This window comes from Proteus sp. TSJ240517, from assembly GCF_047921575.1.
In the GTDB taxonomy this organism is placed as follows: Bacteria; Pseudomonadota; Gammaproteobacteria; order Enterobacterales; family Enterobacteriaceae; genus Proteus.
Map to the genome: position 1 here is coordinate 1 of NZ_JBLRMH010000005.1, position 16,908 is coordinate 16,908.

Annotated in this window: 13 protein-coding genes and 1 tRNA gene; 10 read left to right on the forward strand and 4 right to left on the reverse strand. The window is 39.8% G+C overall.

The annotated features are described in order from the left end of the window. Positions 1–5: 5 nt before the first annotated feature. A tRNA-Trp gene (locus tag ACNARN_RS09910) sits at positions 6–81 on the forward strand. A gap of 248 nt (positions 82–329) precedes the next feature. Here the strand turns inward: ACNARN_RS09910 and hdfR are convergent. Continuing rightward, positions 330–1,151 carry an HTH-type transcriptional regulator HdfR gene (gene hdfR, locus ACNARN_RS09915; RefSeq protein WP_311747439.1) on the reverse strand — a complete coding sequence of 274 codons (822 nt, stop codon included), beginning with the start codon at positions 1,149–1,151 and terminating at the stop codon, positions 330–332. Between the two features lie 115 nt (positions 1,152–1,266). Here hdfR and ACNARN_RS09920 point away from each other — a divergent pair, with 115 nt between their 5' ends. Next, on the forward strand, positions 1,267–1,605 hold the full coding sequence (locus ACNARN_RS09920; protein ID WP_036939631.1) for a DUF413 domain-containing protein: 339 nt from the start codon (positions 1,267–1,269) through the stop codon (positions 1,603–1,605). Between the two features lie 45 nt (positions 1,606–1,650). Here ACNARN_RS09920 and ACNARN_RS09925 read toward each other — a convergent pair whose 3' ends face one another. Further along, positions 1,651–3,183 carry a YifB family Mg chelatase-like AAA ATPase gene (locus ACNARN_RS09925; RefSeq protein WP_416304432.1) on the reverse strand — a complete coding sequence of 511 codons (1,533 nt, stop codon included), beginning with the start codon at positions 3,181–3,183 and terminating at the stop codon, positions 1,651–1,653. Positions 3,184–3,633: 450 nt separating this feature from the next. On the opposite strand from ACNARN_RS09925, the gene ilvL reads away from it, so the two are divergent. From ilvL to ilvA, 6 genes are all read left to right on the forward strand, one after another. Continuing rightward, positions 3,634–3,735 (forward strand): ilv operon leader peptide, encoded by a 102-nt coding sequence (gene ilvL, locus ACNARN_RS09930; protein ID WP_071788577.1) that lies wholly within the window; start codon positions 3,634–3,636, stop codon positions 3,733–3,735. A 130-nt stretch (positions 3,736–3,865) separates the two neighbouring features. Further along, positions 3,866–5,515, forward strand: a complete 1,650-nt coding sequence (gene ilvG, locus ACNARN_RS09935; protein WP_198620258.1) for an acetolactate synthase 2 catalytic subunit — start codon at positions 3,866–3,868, stop codon at positions 5,513–5,515. Beyond that, positions 5,512–5,787, forward strand: a complete 276-nt coding sequence (gene ilvM / locus ACNARN_RS09940) for an acetolactate synthase 2 small subunit (RefSeq protein WP_023583660.1) — start codon at positions 5,512–5,514, stop codon at positions 5,785–5,787. Before ilvG ends, ilvM begins: the two co-directional genes overlap by 4 nt. Before the next feature lie 10 nt (positions 5,788–5,797). Further along, entirely contained in the window at positions 5,798–6,724 is a 927-nt protein-coding gene (gene ilvE, locus ACNARN_RS09945) for a branched-chain-amino-acid transaminase (RefSeq protein ID WP_069369927.1), read from the forward strand. A 72-nt stretch (positions 6,725–6,796) separates the two neighbouring features. Beyond that, positions 6,797–8,647: a dihydroxy-acid dehydratase gene (ilvD, locus tag ACNARN_RS09950; RefSeq protein ID WP_109372751.1), complete on the forward strand. Its 1,851-nt coding sequence runs from the start codon at positions 6,797–6,799 to the stop codon at positions 8,645–8,647. 3 nt (positions 8,648–8,650) lie between these two features. Further along, positions 8,651–10,225: a threonine ammonia-lyase, biosynthetic gene (gene ilvA / locus ACNARN_RS09955; RefSeq protein WP_198620256.1), complete on the forward strand. Its 1,575-nt coding sequence runs from the start codon at positions 8,651–8,653 to the stop codon at positions 10,223–10,225. Here ilvA and ilvY read toward each other — a convergent pair. After that, entirely contained in the window at positions 10,211–11,098 is an 888-nt protein-coding gene (gene ilvY / locus ACNARN_RS09960) for an HTH-type transcriptional activator IlvY (RefSeq protein ID WP_198626377.1), read from the reverse strand. The two genes, ilvA and ilvY, sit on opposite strands and share 15 nt — an antisense overlap. Positions 11,099–11,268: 170 nt before the next feature. Here ilvY and ilvC point away from each other — a divergent pair, with 170 nt between their 5' ends. Then, positions 11,269–12,744, forward strand: a complete 1,476-nt coding sequence (ilvC, locus tag ACNARN_RS09965; RefSeq protein WP_109372748.1) for a ketol-acid reductoisomerase — start codon at positions 11,269–11,271, stop codon at positions 12,742–12,744. A gap of 550 nt (positions 12,745–13,294) precedes the next feature. Then, complete coding sequence (gene rep, locus ACNARN_RS09970) at positions 13,295–15,319, forward strand: DNA helicase Rep (protein ID WP_416304433.1); 2,025 nt, start codon at positions 13,295–13,297, stop codon at positions 15,317–15,319. Between the two features lie 77 nt (positions 15,320–15,396). On the opposite strand, the gene gppA is transcribed toward rep, so the two are convergent. Then, positions 15,397–16,905, reverse strand: a complete 1,509-nt coding sequence (gppA, locus tag ACNARN_RS09975; protein WP_109372744.1) for a guanosine-5'-triphosphate,3'-diphosphate diphosphatase — start codon at positions 16,903–16,905, stop codon at positions 15,397–15,399. Positions 16,906–16,908: the final 3 nt, after the last annotated feature.

Sequence of the window (16,908 nt, forward strand, 5' to 3'; positions counted from 1 at the left end):
TATTTAGGGGCGTAGTTCAATTGGTAGAGCACCGGTCTCCAAAACCGGGTGTTGGGAGTTCGAGCCTCTCCGCCCCTGCCAGTTACCAATTAAGTAATAACAAAATTTATACTTCTTTGTAGCCCAGTTAATTAACTGGGCTTTTTGTTATCTATATATTCTCAATACTTACTGCACTAAATTCCCACCGACTAACCTGCCAATGAGCTTCTTTTACCAATATCTATTAGTAATATTCCCTGTTATATGTAATAAAAATTCTAGAGATGAAGCTTAAACCCAAGAGTGATTCGTTAATATCATGAATAACTATAGCGTGGATTTAAGCTTTATTGATGATTTATCGGCTGTTTTAATAGCTGTTGTATCAATACTTGTTGATCACTCGTATTTAGCCAAACCGCAAATAAAGGTTTTTGAATAATTTCTGTTGAGGCAGGGGCTAGATCTGAATAGAGATCTAGCCAATGCATAGGTAAAAATGCAACTGCTTGCGTTGTTTTCATTAACTGATAAGCAATCATTGCGGAGTTAGTGGTTAAAATAGGATCAATTTTTTGCACTGCACCATTAGAAAGAAAAGACTGAAAATCAGCACTCCATTCAATTTTGATAAATTGTGCTATCTCTTCGGTTTTATTTGATGCGATTTTCATCAACTGAAAAGTAATATCACCAATAATTTTACTTTCTAATTCATCCATCTTTGGTGCTTCAGTCGTAAAAAGAAGATCGAGCTCTCTTGCATGAAGTTGTTTTACAAGAGATTGCCTTGTAGAGACTCTAGATTCGATTCTGAGCTCTTCTCTTTCTAGATAAGATTCCTGCAACCAAGATGTCAGATATGCTTCCCAGAGTGATGCTGTGGCGCCAATTGATAGCTCTGAATGTTGAGAAGCATGGCTAATCTCTTTTTTAGCGAGAAGCCATGTATTCATTAACGATTCAGCATAAGGGATCAGCCTTTCACCTGCGACAGTTAGACGAATATTATTACGATGGCGAGTAAATAGATTTGTGCCTAATTGTGTTTCCAGTTGTCGTATTCTAAAACTAACCGCAGACTGAGTTAAATAAAGAGATTCAGCGGCTCGCCCAAAGTGTCTAGTCTTACTGACTTCCAAAAAGGTTTTCAGTAATTCGGTATCCACATATATCTCCAAAAAAATTTGTCGTTACGATTTAAATATTTTGTTTTACAGAACCGCATGACTATCTAATACTCCGCGCCATAAGTATGATGATAGAGAATTAGGAGTGTGTCAGATGGCAGAAAGTTTTATCACGACTAATCGTTTTTTTGACAATAAACATTATCCGCGTGGTTTTTCTCGTCATGGCGATTTCACTATCAAGGAATCCCAGATATTGGAACGTCATGGTCAAGCCTTTAACGAGCTTGATTTAGGTAAACGAGAGCCTACAACTGAAGCGGAAAAATTATTTGTTGCCATGTGTCGTGGCGAACGAGAAGCAGCAACGGTTGAAGAAAAAATTTGGAAGAAATATACGAGTCGTATAAGTCGTCCAAAACGTTTTCATACATTATCGGGTGGAAAGCCGCAGCTCGATCCATCTGATGACTATACCGACTCTGATGATTAATATCATTAGTTTTAGTCAAAAGGAGCGTTTTTTCGCTCCTTTTTATTACCCATCTAGTTGTTTTTGTAAATAGATCATTAATCTATCCATTGCACGAAAGCTTAATGCTTCAATTAAATGATTTCTCTGTATTTTCTCTTCATTTGCAAGATCTGCAATAGTCCTCGATACTCTTAAAATTTTATGCCAAGCTCGTATCGATAATCCTAATTTATTAAGCGTATCTTCAAGAAAAGTTGCATCACTGGTATTCAATGAGCAATAGCATTCAATCTCTTTTCCAGTTAAATAAGTATTCACTTTTCCACATCGTGCAAATTGTCTTTCTCTTGCCTTTAGAACACGTTCTCTAATTGTCGTACTATTTTCTGTAGTAAATGTAGGATGAATAAGCGCGCCTTGGGGAAGAAGTGGCATTTCGACAGATAAATCAAACCTATCTAAAAAAGGTCCAGAAACCTTGCTTAAATAGCGTAGGATTTGCTTTATTGGTACTCGGTTGTGATTACCTTGATAATGTCCTGTTGGGCTTGGATTTAATGCACCGACCAATAATACATTGGCAGGGTAGCTTATTTTGGCTTTTGCGCGTGAAATAGTAATTTCCCTAGCATCTAGAGGTTCACGTAATGCATCGAGTACTCGGCGCTCAAATTCTGGTAATTCATCTAAAAATAAAATACCGTGATGTGCTAATGTAATTTCTCCAGGTTTAGGAAGAGAGCCTCCTCCCGTTAAAGCAACAGCAGAGGAAGTATGATGTGGAGCTCTAAATGGTCTTGTAGGCCACTTTCTTTCATCAAATGTCACTCCTCTTAAGCTACTAATGATTAATACATCAAGTGCTTCTTTAGCAGTTAAAGGCGGAAGAAGCGTACTTATTCTTTGCGCTAACATTGTTTTGCCTGTTCCTGGTGGCCCAAGAAATAAAATGTTGTGATTTCCTGCGGCTGTGATTTCTGCTGCCCTTTTTGCATTATTTTGACCAATTATATCGCTCATATCTTTATTATTTTGATTTTCAATTTCATCATTAATAATAAAACTTTCTGTTTCAATTAATGGCGTATTATTTTCTAGATGATGACAAATCTCTAAAAGATGAGAGGCTAATAAAGCCGATTTATTGGGTAATAATGAAACTTCAGTTTGATGTTCTGTTGATACAATACATATTCGATGATCTTTTGATGCACTAAGAATTGATGGAATAACCGCATTAACTCGTTGTAATTTTCCAGAAAGTGCAAGTTCTCCAATAAACTCATAACACTCTAATTTATCTGATATTAATTGTTCTGATGCAATGAGTATTGCTAGTGCAATAGGTAAATCATAACGCGCACCTTCTTTGGGTAAATCGGCAGGTGAAAGATTAATCGTTATTCTTTTTGCAGGATAAGTATATCCGCTATTAATTAATGCACTCCTTACTCTATCTTTTGCTTCTTTTACGACAGTTTCAGGTAATCCAACTAATGTTAATCCAGGTAATCCCTGACTAATATGAGCCTCGATAGTAATAAGCGGAGCTGATATTCCTAAAGAGGCACGCGTATATATTATTGCTAATGCCATTTTTTATTCTCCATTATTTTTTTCTTTTTAAATTATTTTTTCTTTTGTGTTAAATGAAGAGTTAAATAAATGCGAGATATCTCGAAAATAATATAAAATATTGAAATATAATGATTAATTTTTTAAATAATTAATTTAATAAATTAATATAAATATAATGAAAATTATCATTGTTTTTTAACTTGGAATAATAAAATGCAATAGCAGAAAAAACAAAATAACGCGTTCTTTCTTGGTATTAATAACTGAAAAATAAATATTTTATAGATGAATATTCTAATTGGTGTTTGCGCTATAAAAAACATATAAAATTCATCATGTTATAATTATTTTTAAAATAAACATTGTCAATTCTAAAATATCATGATAACTCTAAAAGGACAGAGTGAAAGAAAACACAACACAACATTACAAACATACATTTTAAATAAGAAAAGAAGTTATAAAACTATGAATACTATCGTCCTAGTGATTAGCCTAATTATTGTCAGCGTGGTGGTGATTATTAACCCACCGTGCGGGGCTGCACTAGGACGAAGAAAGGCTAACTAAACTAGCCGGATCTCTTAAAAACCCCCGCACCGAAAGGCGCGGGGGTTTTTTTTGAGCCTGAGTTTGAAAAAAAGATTAAATAGAAAATAAATTCAAATTAAACAAGAAGTTAAGATGGCAGGGTGAAAGAATGAATGGAGCACAGTGGTTAGTACAGGCATTACGAAAACATCAAGTCGAAACAGTCTTTGGTTATCCTGGCGGTGCTATCATGCCTGTTTACGATGCCCTTTATGATGGTGGTGTTGAACATGTTTTATGTCGCCATGAACAAGGTGCTGCAATTGCTGCTATTGGTTTTGCTCGCTCTACGGGTACGACAGGTATTTGTATCGCGACATCAGGCCCAGGCGCTACTAATGTCATCACTGGACTTGCTGATGCATTGTTAGATTCTGTGCCTGTTGTTGCTATCACTGGGCAAGTTGCTTCCAATTTAATTGGTACTGATGCATTCCAAGAAATTGACGTTTTAGGTCTTTCATTGGCGTGTACGAAACATAGTTTTTTAGTTTCGACGGTTGATGAATTACCAAGAGTGTTATCAGAGGCATTCTCTATCGCATCTCAAGGTCGCCCTGGCCCTGTTTTAATTGATATTCCTAAAGATGTTCAATTGGCGGATGCTTCTCATTTATCAAGCTATGAATTACCAGAAGAGCAAGAATTTTCTTATCCAACACAAGAGTTAAATCAAGCTAAGCAGATGTTAGCGAAGGCACAAAAACCGATTTTGTATGTAGGTGGTGGTGTTGCCATGAGCAATGCAGTGGAAACGTTAAGAGCATTTGTGAAGCAAACAGAAATGCCCGTTGTTTCCACTTTAAAAGGGTTAGGCTGTGCCGATGCATTAGATGCTAACTATTTAGGCATGTTAGGTATGCATGGCACTAAAGCGGCAAATTATGCTGTTCAGCGTAGTGATTTATTAATCGCTGTTGGTGCTCGTTTTGATGATCGCGTTACTGGGCGATTAAATACTTTTGCACCTAATGCCAAGGTTATCCATATCGATATCGACTATGCAGAATTAAATAAATTGAAACAAGCGCATGTAGCGTTATTAGGTGATGCGAAAGTGTTGTTACCTGCTTTGTCTCAGCCATTATCTATCGCTGCTTGGCAACAAGAAATACAAGAATTAAAAGCCGAACACGCGTGGCGTTACGATCATCCAGGCTCCGCAATTTATGCCCCATTATTATTAAAACAATTATCAGATGCGAAACCTGAAAATACGATTGTGACAACAGATGTAGGCCAACATCAAATGTGGTCGGCACAACATATGACATTTGATGCACCTGAAAACTTTATCACCTCAAGTGGTTTAGGCACCATGGGATTTGGTATCCCAGCAGCAGTGGGCGCTCAAATTGCTAGACCTGATGCATGTGTTATCTGTGTGTCTGGTGATGGCTCTTTTATGATGAATGTACAGGAATTGGGCACAATTAAGCGTAAGCAATTACCTATCAAATTGGTGCTATTAGATAACCAACGTCTTGGTATGGTTCGTCAATGGCAAGAGTTATTTTTTGAACAACGTTATAGCGAAACGATTTTAACAGATAATCCAGACTTTGTTGCCTTGGCAAAAGCTTTTGATATCCCTGGGCAACGCATCACAGAAAAAGCACAGGTTGCTGATGCAATAAAATGTTTATTAGAGAGCGATGGTCCTTACTTATTACAGGTATCTATCGATGACGCAGAAAATGTCTGGCCTTTAGTCCCGCCGGGCGCAAGTAATGATGAGATGATGGAGAAATCAAAATGAACCAACACAATATCACAATTGAAGCCCGTTTTTGTCCAGAGATCTTAGAACGTATCCTGAGAGTTATTCGTCATCGTGGTTTTCATATATGCTCAATGAATATGAATATCACTGAAAGTAATAATATCAATTTAAGCCTGACGGTGAGTAGTCAGCGGCCATTAGAACTTCTGTGCAGCCAGTTAACAAAATTAGCTGATGTTGCAGGTATTCAAGTATCACATCAACAGAAAGAAAAATTACGATTCATGAATGCACTAAGTGCCATGTAAGGATAAAAGAATGACAAAGCAAGCTGATTATATTTGGTTTAACGGTGAAATGGTTCCTTGGGCTGAGGCAAAGGTTCATGTTATGTCTCATGCATTACATTATGGAACCTCTGTGTTTGAAGGTGTGCGTTGTTATGATTCTCATAAAGGCCCTGTGGTCTTTCGCCATCGTGAACACATGCAACGTTTACATGATTCAGCAAAAATTTATCGTATGCCTGTTGAGCAAAGTGTTGATGAGTTAATGGAAGCCTGTCGTGAGACCTTACGTAAAAATAAATTAGTCAGTGCTTATATTCGCCCATTAGTTTTTATTGGTGATGTCGGTATGGGTGTTAATCCACCAGCTGGTTATAAAACAGATGTGATCATTGCTGCATTTCCATGGGGAGCTTACCTCGGTGAAGAAGCGTTAGATAAAGGTATTGATGCAATGGTTTCTTCTTGGCATCGTGCTGCACCAAATACTATTCCAACAGCAGCAAAAGCGGGTGGTAACTATTTATCTTCACTATTAGTGGGAAGCGAAGCTCGCCGTCATGGTTATCAAGAAGGGATTGCATTAGATGTGCATGGCTATTTATCAGAAGGTGCAGGTGAAAACCTATTTGAAGTAAAAGACGGTGTTATTTTTACACCTCCATTTACTTCATCAGCACTGCCGGGGATCACGCGTGATGCCATTATCAAATTAGCAAAAGATCTCGGTTATGAAGTGCGTGAACAAGTCCTTTCTCGTGAATCACTTTATCTTGCAGATGAAGTCTTTATGTCAGGTACAGCCGCAGAGATAACCCCAGTACGTAGTGTTGATGGTATTCAAGTTGGTATCGGACGTTGTGGCCCTGTGACCAAAGCAATTCAAAAGGCGTTCTTTGGTCTGTTCACTGGTGAGACAGAAGATAAATACGGCTGGTTAGATCCAATCAATTCATAAACATAATCAAATAAATTTGTTTAGCGGGTAGCTCGTTCCCTACTCGCTTTCTTTATCGCAGGAGTGTGAAAAATGCCTAAATACCGTTCAGCGACAACGACACACGGTCGTAATATGGCGGGAGCCCGTGCCTTATGGCGCGCAACGGGAATGACTGATGCTGATTTTGGTAAACCCATTATCGCTGTTGTGAACTCATTTACGCAATTTGTACCGGGTCATGTGCATCTGCGGGATTTAGGAAAACTGGTTGCTGAGCAAATTGAAGCCGCTGGTGGTGTCGCTAAAGAATTTAATACTATTGCGGTTGATGACGGTATCGCAATGGGGCACGGTGGTATGCTTTATTCTTTGCCATCGCGTGAACTTATCGCAGACTCTGTTGAATATATGGTTAATGCGCACTGTGCTGATGCGATGGTGTGTATCTCAAACTGCGACAAGATCACCCCAGGAATGTTAATGGCGTCTTTACGCTTAAATATTCCTGTTATTTTTGTTTCGGGTGGTCCTATGGAAGCAGGTAAAACGAAGCTTTCAGATCAACTGATCAAATTGGATCTGGTTGATGCCATGATCCAAGGGGCGAATCCCAATGTTAGCGATGCGGATAGTGAGCAAATTGAACGATCTGCTTGTCCGACTTGCGGATCGTGTTCAGGTATGTTTACCGCAAACTCCATGAACTGTTTAACCGAAGCTCTGGGATTATCTCAACCCGGAAATGGCTCATTATTAGCAACACACGCAGATCGTGAAACGCTGTTTATCAACGCAGGTAAGCGAATTGTTGAATTAACCAAGCGTTATTATGAAAAAGATGATGAGTCCGCATTACCGCGCAATATCGCTAAAAAAGAAGCCTTTGAAAATGCGATGATCTTAGATATTGCAATGGGTGGCTCGACAAATACGGTTCTGCATTTATTAGCTGCTGCACAAGAAGGTGAAGTTGACTTCACCATGGAAGATATCGACAGACTTTCTCGCCAAGTCCCTCATTTATGTAAAGTGGCACCAAGTACACAAAAATATCATATGGAAGATGTTCACCGTGCAGGGGGAGTTATGGGTATTTTAGGTGAATTAGACAGAGCCGGATTACTTAACCGTAATGTGGATAATATCTTAGGGCTAAGCTTGCCAGAAACGTTAGCGCAATATGACGTGATGTTAACGCAAGATGAGCAAGTAAAATCGATGTTCCAAGCAGGTCCTGCGGGTATTCGTACCACGAAGGCATTCTCTCAAAATTGCCGTTGGCCAACCTTAGATACCGATCGTGAAAACGGGTGTATCCGCAGTAAAGAACATGCTTATAGCCAAGATGGTGGATTGGCCGTGTTATCAGGTAACTTAGCAGAAGATGGCTGTATTGTTAAAACTGCGGGCGTTGATGAAGATAACTTGATTTTTAGCGGTCCTGCAAAAGTATATGAAAGCCAAGATGATGCTGTTGAGGCTATCTTAGGTGGAAAAGTAGTGGCAGGCGATGTGGTCATTATTCGCTATGAAGGTCCTAAAGGTGGGCCAGGTATGCAAGAGATGCTGTATCCAACCTCATATTTAAAATCAATGGGATTAGGTAAAGCTTGCGCACTTATCACTGACGGACGTTTCTCTGGGGGAACATCTGGCTTATCTATCGGGCATGTTTCACCTGAAGCAGCAAGTGGTGGTGTAATTGGTTTAGTGGAAGAAGGTGATATTGTCTCTATCAATATTCCAACTCGTGAGATCTCATTAAAGGTAGATGATAAAACGTTATCTGCACGTCGTGATGCACAAAATGCTCGTGGTGATAAAGCGTGGACACCACAAGACAGACAGCGCCAAGTCTCTTTTGCCTTACGTGCTTACGCCTCTTTAGCAACCAGTGCTGATAAAGGTGCTGTGCGCGATAAATCTAAATTAGGGGGCTAAGAAATGGCTGCCTTTAGACCTTTAAATTCAGCACCAAGTAGCGCTGAATATTTAAAAGCGGCGCTGAGCGCACCTGTTTATGAAGCGGCAATTGTCACTCCACTTCAAGAGATGACAAAAATCTCTGAACGCTTAGAAAATACGATTTTAGTTAAGCGTGAAGATAGACAACCTGTTCATAGTTTTAAATTACGTGGTGCTTACACCATGATTGCAGGGTTGACTCCTGAGCAAAAAGCGAAAGGCGTTGTAACTGCTTCGGCGGGTAACCACGCTCAAGGCGTTGCGTTGTCAGCGAATCGAATGGGTGTAAAGGCATTAATCGTGATGCCAGTGGCAACAGCGGATATCAAAGTCGATGCGGTTCGCCAATTTGGTGGAGAAGCATTGCTTTATGGTGCCAACTTTGATGAAGCAAAAGCGAAAGCTATCGCACTCTCTGAAGAGATGGGATACACCTTTGTTCCGCCTTTTGATCACCCCGCTGTGATTGCAGGGCAGGCAACATTAGCAATGGAATTATTGCAACAAGATGTTCATCTTGATCGTATTTTCGTACCTGTAGGTGGTGGAGGTTTAATTGCTGGAGTGGCTGTATTAATCAAACAGCTTATGCCAGAAATTAAAATTATCGGCGTTGAAGCAGAAGATGCAGCATGTTTAAAAGCAGCATTAAAGGCAGGACACCCTGTTGAATTAGCTCGCGTAGGCTTATTTGCAGAAGGTGTTGCCGTTAAGCGTATTGGTGATGAAACTTTTCGTTTATGCCAGAAGTATGTCGATGATGTGATTACTGTTGATAGTGATGAAATTTGTGCTGCTGTAAAAGATTTATTTGAAGATGTGCGTGCGATTGCTGAGCCTTCGGGCGCATTGGCATTAGCTGGGCTGAAAAAATACGTAGAAGAGCACCAGATCAAAGGTGAGCGTCTAGCGCATATACTTTCTGGTGCAAATGTGAATTTTCATGGCTTACGTTATGTTTCTGAACGCTGTGAACTAGGCGAAAAACGTGAAGCGCTATTCGCTGTGACTATTCCTGAGCAAAAAGGCAGTTTTTTACGTTTTTGCCAAATCCTAGGTCAACGTGTGGTCACTGAATTTAATTATCGTTATAGCGATGCTGATCCTGAAAATGCACGTATTTTCGTGGGCGTACGTTTAAGTCAAGGACTTACAGAGCGTAAAGAAATTTTGCGGGAGCTTACGACTGCAGGTTATCAAGTCGCTGATTTATCTGATGATGAAATGGCAAAACTGCATGTGCGTTATATGGTCGGTGGTCGTCCTAATAAGCCGCTTAAAGAGCGTCTATTTAGTTTCGAGTTTCCAGAATCACCGGGTGCTTTAATGAAGTTTTTAAAAACGTTAGGCACTTATTGGAATATCACACTATTCCATTATCGCAGTCATGGTACTGATTATGGTCGAGTGCTGGTGGCATTTGAATTGCCCGAAACAGAAGGGCGTTTCGAGCGACATTTAGATGCATTAGGCTATGAATATCATGATGAGACAGGAAATCCTTCTTTTCAGCTATTTCTGTCACCACAAACGACAAGCTTAGTCGTGGAGTAATCGCCAAAAAGCACTGATCACAGGCTCTTGAAGGCGTTTGTGTAATCCGCAAACGCCTAATTCGAAAGGTTCTACCATTGAAATATTATCCAATGAAGAGATGCGATTACGCACAGGCTCTGGACAATTATCAACGACGACCTGTGGAATAAGCGCGATACCACAACCTAACGCAACCATTGAGACAATCGCTTCATGCCCTGAAACAGTCGCATAAATTAAGGGATTATGGATACGGTGGCGCTTAAACCATAATGCAATTCGTTGTCGCGATGGGCCATGTTCAGGAATGATAAATGGAATATTGAGCCAATCGGGTTTCTCTTGTGTTGCAAGATGACGAACATTACAAGGCAGAGCGGGCGCAATCAGTACTAATGGAATTTCGCCTATTTTTTCAAAACAGATATTTTCAGGAAGCTTTTCAGGTTTTCCTGCAATACCTAAATCGGCCTCATCAGATTGCACTTTATCGACTGCATCAGCTGCATCTCCTGTGGTGAGTTTTATTTCAACTAATGGGTGTTCAGCACGAAAGCGATCAAGAATAGAGGGTAAATGGCTGTAAGCCGCTGTTACAGAACAAAATAGGCGTAATTCGCCAGAAAGGCTTGGGCTATTTTGATTTAACGTGTGCTTAAGTTGCTTATATTGCAATAAGGTTTGTTGAGCATAGCGTTTTAACTGCTCGCCAGCATCGGTGAGAGTCACTTGTCTGTTATCACGTAAAAACAGAGGATGACCTAAGCTTTCTTCAAGGCGTTGAATTTGACGAGAGAGCGTTGAAGGGCTGACGTGCATTGCCTGCGCTGTCTTGGTGAAGTGGCAACTTTCAGCTAAATGCAGGAAGAGTTTGAGATCACGAATATCCATTGTCAGCCACCCATTGTGATAAAAAAGTACGTTGCATTTTTTGCAACACTATCTTGTAAATATATCAATTTAAGCAATGGCTTTCATCCCATATAGTAAAGTCATGCAACACCTCACTGAGAGTGAGGATAATAACAGCAAACACATACACAACGATTTTGGAGTCTTCTATGGCAAATTATTTTAATACATTGAATCTGCGTCAGCAGTTGTCGCAATTAGGTAAATGTCGCTTTATGTCACGCGAAGAATTTGCTGATGAAGCAAATTATCTGAAAGGCAAAAAAGTCGTTATCGTTGGTTGTGGCGCTCAAGGTCTTAACCAAGGTTTAAATATGCGTGATTCAGGTTTGAATATTGCGTATGCCTTACGCCAAGAAGCGATTGATGAGAAACGTGCATCATGGCGTCGCGCGACCGAAAACGGCTTTGAAGTTGGCACCTATGAAGCGTTGATCCCTCAGGCAGATTTAGTGGTTAACTTAACGCCAGACAAACAGCACTCTGCTGTTGTTCAAGCTGTTCAACCACTGATGAAATCAGGTGCAGCATTAGGCTATTCTCATGGTTTTAATATCGTTGAAGTTGGCGAAAAAATTCGTGATGACATCACTGTTGTGATGGTTGCACCAAAATGCCCAGGTACAGAAGTTCGCGAAGAATATAAGCGTGGTTTTGGTGTTCCAACACTGATTGCTGTTCACCCTGAAAATGATGCGAAAGGCGAAGGAATGGCTATTGCTAAAGCATGGGCAGCGGCAACAGGTGGTCATCGCGCTGGTGTTTTAGAATCTTCTTTTGTTGCTGAAGTAAAATCTGACTTAATGGGTGAGCAAACCATTCTGTGCGGTATGTTACAAGCAGGCTCATTGTTATGTTATGACAAAATGGTTGCCGATGGTGTTGAACCAGGCTATGCAGGTAAGTTGATTCAGTTTGGTTGGGAAACCATTACAGAAGCACTGAAACAAGGTGGTATCACCTTAATGATGGACAGATTATCTAACCCTGCGAAAATGCGTGCATATGCATTATCAGAGCAACTGAAAGAGATCATGGCTCCACTGTTTGCGAAACATATGGATGATATCATTTCAGGTAAATTCTCTGAAACTATGATGGCAGATTGGGCAAATGATGATAAAAACTTGCTGACATGGCGTGAAGAGACTGGAGCAAGCGCATTTGAAAATTACCCTGAATATGAGGGTAAAATCAGTGAGCAAGAGTACTTTGATCACGGTGTATTAATGGTTGCAATGGTTAAAGCGGGTGTTGAATTAGCGTTTGATACCATGATTGAAGCAGGGATCTTTGCAGAGTCAGCTTATTATGAATCACTGCATGAGTTACCATTAATCGCGAATACCATCGCTCGTAAGCGTTTGTATGAAATGAATGTGGTTATCTCTGATACGGCAGAATATGGCAACTATTTGTTCTCATTTGCGGTTGTGCCGATGTTGAAAGAGTTTATGACAACATTGCAAAGTGGCGATTTAGCGAAGAAAGTTCAAGATAATGGAACAGATAATGCGCAATTGCGTGATATCAATGAAGCAATTCGTCAGCACCCAATTGAAGCCGTAGGTAAAACCTTGCGCGGGTATATGACGGATATGAAGAAAATTGCTGTAGGCAACTAATTTTCCGATTTTTCGTCGCTCTTTACGCGATAAGTGCGTTGGCTACACTCGGTTACCCAAGTCACATACTCATGTATGCTCCTTGGGATAACCTCCTTTGCCGCCTTCTTCTCTCGCAAATAGCTTAGAAAAATAAGCGTAAGATTCAATTTGTTGAAAACCGTGTTTCTTAATGAAATACGGTTTTTTGTTTTTTGGTCTAAATATCTAAGTTTTTGAATAAATTATTAGCGCCATCAATATGAAAAATATCAATATTTTTATCTGTTTTTATAAAAGTGATTAATGTCTTTGGATTAGGTTCAAACTTATTCTTCTTTATGTATTTATTAATATTTTTTTGTTTTCTGTTCATCTTGTTATGTTCAAATTGATTTATGTCTGCAATATATTCCTATTTCGTTGAAATAGTATACAAAGTTTAAACTATATAAATTTAATTTTCTTATCGAAAATGATCTCCAAATCCTAAAACCGAACCATCTTTCTATGCACTTTCTGCTACAATTATCCCCCGTTATGTTCTTGGTTAATGAAGTTTGGAAAAAGTATGCGATTAAATCCCGGTCAGCAAAAAGCAGTGGAATATGTGTCAGGCCCTTGTTTGGTCTTGGCAGGTGCGGGATCGGGTAAAACACGGGTTATTACCAATAAAATTGCACATCTTATTCGTCAATGCCAATACCCAGCAAAGCAGATTGCGGCGGTTACGTTTACTAATAAAGCCGCGCGTGAAATGAAAGAGCGTGTTGCTCAAACCTTAGGTCGCCAAGAAGCGAAAGGATTAATGATCTCAACGTTCCATACCTTGGGATTGGAAATTATTAAACGTGAATATAAAGCACTAGGTATTAAAGCTAAATTTTCATTGTTTGATGATCAAGACCAATCTGCATTACTTAAAGAATTAACGGCTGATTTATTAGAAGAAGATAAAGATTTGCTGTCTCAGTTAAAGAGCCAAATCTCTAACTGGAAAAATGACATGCTCACGCCAGAGCAAGCAATAGGAATAGCGAGATCGCAACAAGATCATACTTTTGCCGAATGTTTTCGACGTTATGAACAACATCTGCGTAGTTGTAATGTACTCGATTTTGATGACTTAATTAGTCGACCAACTATGTTATTGCGCACGAATGAAGAAGTGAGAGAGCGCTGGCAAAGACGTATCCGTTATTTGCTGGTGGATGAATATCAAGACACCAATACCAGCCAATATGAATTAGTGAAATGGTTGGTGGGTGAAAGAGCGCGTTTTACCGTTGTGGGCGATGATGACCAATCTATTTATTCATGGCGTGGTGCTCGCCCTCAAAATTTAGTGTTGTTACAAAAAGATTTCCCTCAACTTAATGTCATTAAACTTGAGCAAAATTATCGATCTTCGGGGCGTATTTTAAAATCTGCCAATATCTTGATTGAAAATAATCCCCATGTTTTTGAAAAACGCTTATTTTCAGAGTTAGGTTATGGTGATGAACTTCGTGTTTTAACGGCAAATAATGAAGAGCACGAAGCAGAGCGTGTCGCGGGCGAATTAATTGCGCATCACTTTATTAATAAAACCAATTATAAGGATTACGCGATACTTTATCGTGGTAATCACCAGTCGCGTATTTTTGAAAAATACTTGATGCAAAATCGCATTCCTTATCGTATTTCGGGTGAAACCTCCTTTTTTTCACGAGAAGAGATAAAAGATATCCTTGCCTATTTACGAGTCATTACTAATCCTGATGATGATGCGGCATTTTTACGTATTGTGAATAAGCCTCGTCGTGAAATCGGCCCTATGACAATTCAAAAATTAGGTGAGTGGGCAAAAGTTCGAGATAAAAGCTTATACAATGCCTGTTTTGATTTGGGGCTAAGCCAAACATTAACAGGTCGAGGTTTGAATTCATTACAAGCATTTTCGCAATGGATGTCGCGTATAGTACAAAAATCAGAGCGAGAACCACTGTTAGCTGTACGTGATTTATTGCATGAAATGGATTATGAAAGCTGGTTATATGAAACCTCAAGTAGCGCAAAAGCGGCTGAAATGAGGATGAAAAATATTAATCAGCTATTTTTATGGATGAGTGAAATGCTTGAAGGTGATGAATTGCATGAACCGATGACGCTTTCTCAAGTCGTTAATCGTTTTACCTTGCGCGATATGATGGAGCGAGGAGAAACAGAAGAAGAGTTAGATCAAGTTCAGTTAATGACATTACATGCCTCTAAAGGTCTTGAGTTCCCTCATGTGTTTTTAGTGGGAATGGAAGAGGGCATATTGCCACACCAAAGCAGTATTGATGAAGATAATGTAGACGAAGAAAGACGTCTTGCTTATGTGGGCATTACTCGAGCACAAAAAACACTCACGTTTACGTTATGTAAGGAAAGGCGCCAATACGGTGAATTAATCAAACCTGAACCGAGCCGTTTTCTTTATGAATTACCTCAAGATGATTTGAATTGGGATACCAATAAAAAGAAAGTGTTAAGTGCTGAGGAAAAACAAGAGAAAAGGCAAAAAGGTGTTGCAGGATTAAGAGCTATGTTGGCAAGGCATAAACCTGAATAGCATAGAGAGTTGTCGATAAAACTAACCCCTTGGCATATTGATGTCCAAGGGGTTTTATTTTTGTATAAATAAAAAAGTTAACTTATACGAGAGCTATTTTGTTCTTCAATCATTAAAGACCAATGGACATAACTCTGAAGTTGGATCTCTTCTTGGAGATTTTCAGCACGTAACGGATGCTCATTAAGCCATTGATATGGCAGTGTAATAATGAGCTTCTCATCTTCAGTGCGTAATCGTAATGCAGGAAGCGTATCATCACGGCGACGGCTAGCAAAAATGATGGCTAATCGCAGTAAACGCACCAGTCGATTGGCTTGAGTTATCGGTAGGGCATTTTGATGATTAAGAGGTGCAAGATCGATGATCCCTGTTTGGTTTTTTAGCAAAGAAGCTAATAAACGTCGTTGCGCCGGTGTATATCCTGGTAAATCAAGATGAGAGATCAGATAGCTTGCATGTGAAGGTGCTTGGCGGAAATCAACACTTAGGCCAATTTCATGTAATGCACTAGCGCTATTAAGCAACTCGCGGCAACGATTATCTAACTGCCAACTCTTGCTGACTTGGATAAAAAAGTGTTCTGCAAGTTGTTGAACTCGGTGTGCCTGCTCAATATCAATCTGAAACCGACGCTGGACATTACGAAGAGTACGTTGGCGAATATCTTGCTCAATAGGAAGATGCAACATTCCATAGACTAAGCCTTCTCGTAATGCACCACCTGCTAAGATCATATTGTCGATATGCAGTGTTTCAAATATGGCGATTAAGATAGCAAGCCCACTCGGAAACACTAAGGCTCGTTCAAAAGTAAGCCCTTCAATTTCCAATTCTTCCAGTTTTCCACATTCAATGGCTTTGTGTTTGAGCCGCTCAAGCTTAGGTAAGGTGATTAATTCATCCATACCTTGAGCAATCATGATCTCTTGCAACGCCTGTACAGTACCAGAGGCGCCCACACACACTTGCCAGCCTTGCTCAATTAATTTATCCGCCACTGGGGCGAGTATCGCTTTGGCTGCGTCTTGCGCTTTAGCAAAATTTTCTTGAGTTAAAGAGCGATCAGTAAAATAGCGCTCTAACCAAGTTACACAGCCCATACTTAAGCTCATTAATTGTGTCGTTTTAGCACCAGTACCTGTAACCAGCTCTGTGCTGCCACCACCAATATCGACAACTAAACGTTGCTCTGCACCACCAGTGGTATGTGCAACGCCACGATAGATAAGGCGTGCTTCTTCCTCACCACTAATAACATGAACAGTATTGCCCAATATTTCAGACGCTTTTGCGACAAAAATATCTGCATTTTTAGCAATACGTAATGTGGCTGTTGCTACGACTCTGATTTGTTCAGTCGGAATATCACGTAGATATTCAGAAAAAAGTCGTAAACATTGCCAACCGCGTTCCATTGCCTGCTCTGACAATTCATTTTCACTGTTTAGGCCAGCAGCGAGTCGAACTTTACGTTTCACGCGGGAAAGAACTTGTATAGAGCCCGCGATTTCTCGAACGACTAACATATGAAAACTGTTAGAACCTAAATCAATAGCAGCATAAAGTGATGAGGATTTCAGCATAAT

What these genes read in the sequence shown, in the direction of transcription:
- ilvE (WP_069369927.1), top strand. Translation starts at nt 5,798, where the DNA reads ATGACAAAGCAAGCTGATTATATTTGGTTTAACGGTGAAATGGTTCCT.
- ACNARN_RS09925 (WP_416304432.1), bottom strand. Translation starts at nt 3,183, where the DNA reads ATGGCATTAGCAATAATATATACGCGTGCCTCTTTAGGAATATCAGCT.
- ilvL (WP_071788577.1), top strand. Translation starts at nt 3,634, where the DNA reads ATGAATACTATCGTCCTAGTGATTAGCCTAATTATTGTCAGCGTGGTG.
- ilvC (WP_109372748.1), top strand. Translation starts at nt 11,269, where the DNA reads ATGGCAAATTATTTTAATACATTGAATCTGCGTCAGCAGTTGTCGCAA.
- ilvM (WP_023583660.1), top strand. Translation starts at nt 5,512, where the DNA reads ATGAACCAACACAATATCACAATTGAAGCCCGTTTTTGTCCAGAGATC.
- ilvG (WP_198620258.1), top strand. Translation starts at nt 3,866, where the DNA reads ATGAATGGAGCACAGTGGTTAGTACAGGCATTACGAAAACATCAAGTC.
- ilvY (WP_198626377.1), bottom strand. Translation starts at nt 11,098, where the DNA reads ATGGATATTCGTGATCTCAAACTCTTCCTGCATTTAGCTGAAAGTTGC.
- ilvD (WP_109372751.1), top strand. Translation starts at nt 6,797, where the DNA reads ATGCCTAAATACCGTTCAGCGACAACGACACACGGTCGTAATATGGCG.
- ACNARN_RS09920 (WP_036939631.1), top strand. Translation starts at nt 1,267, where the DNA reads ATGGCAGAAAGTTTTATCACGACTAATCGTTTTTTTGACAATAAACAT.
- ilvA (WP_198620256.1), top strand. Translation starts at nt 8,651, where the DNA reads ATGGCTGCCTTTAGACCTTTAAATTCAGCACCAAGTAGCGCTGAATAT.
- gppA (WP_109372744.1), bottom strand. Translation starts at nt 16,905, where the DNA reads ATGCTGAAATCCTCATCACTTTATGCTGCTATTGATTTAGGTTCTAAC.
- rep (WP_416304433.1), top strand. Translation starts at nt 13,295, where the DNA reads ATGCGATTAAATCCCGGTCAGCAAAAAGCAGTGGAATATGTGTCAGGC.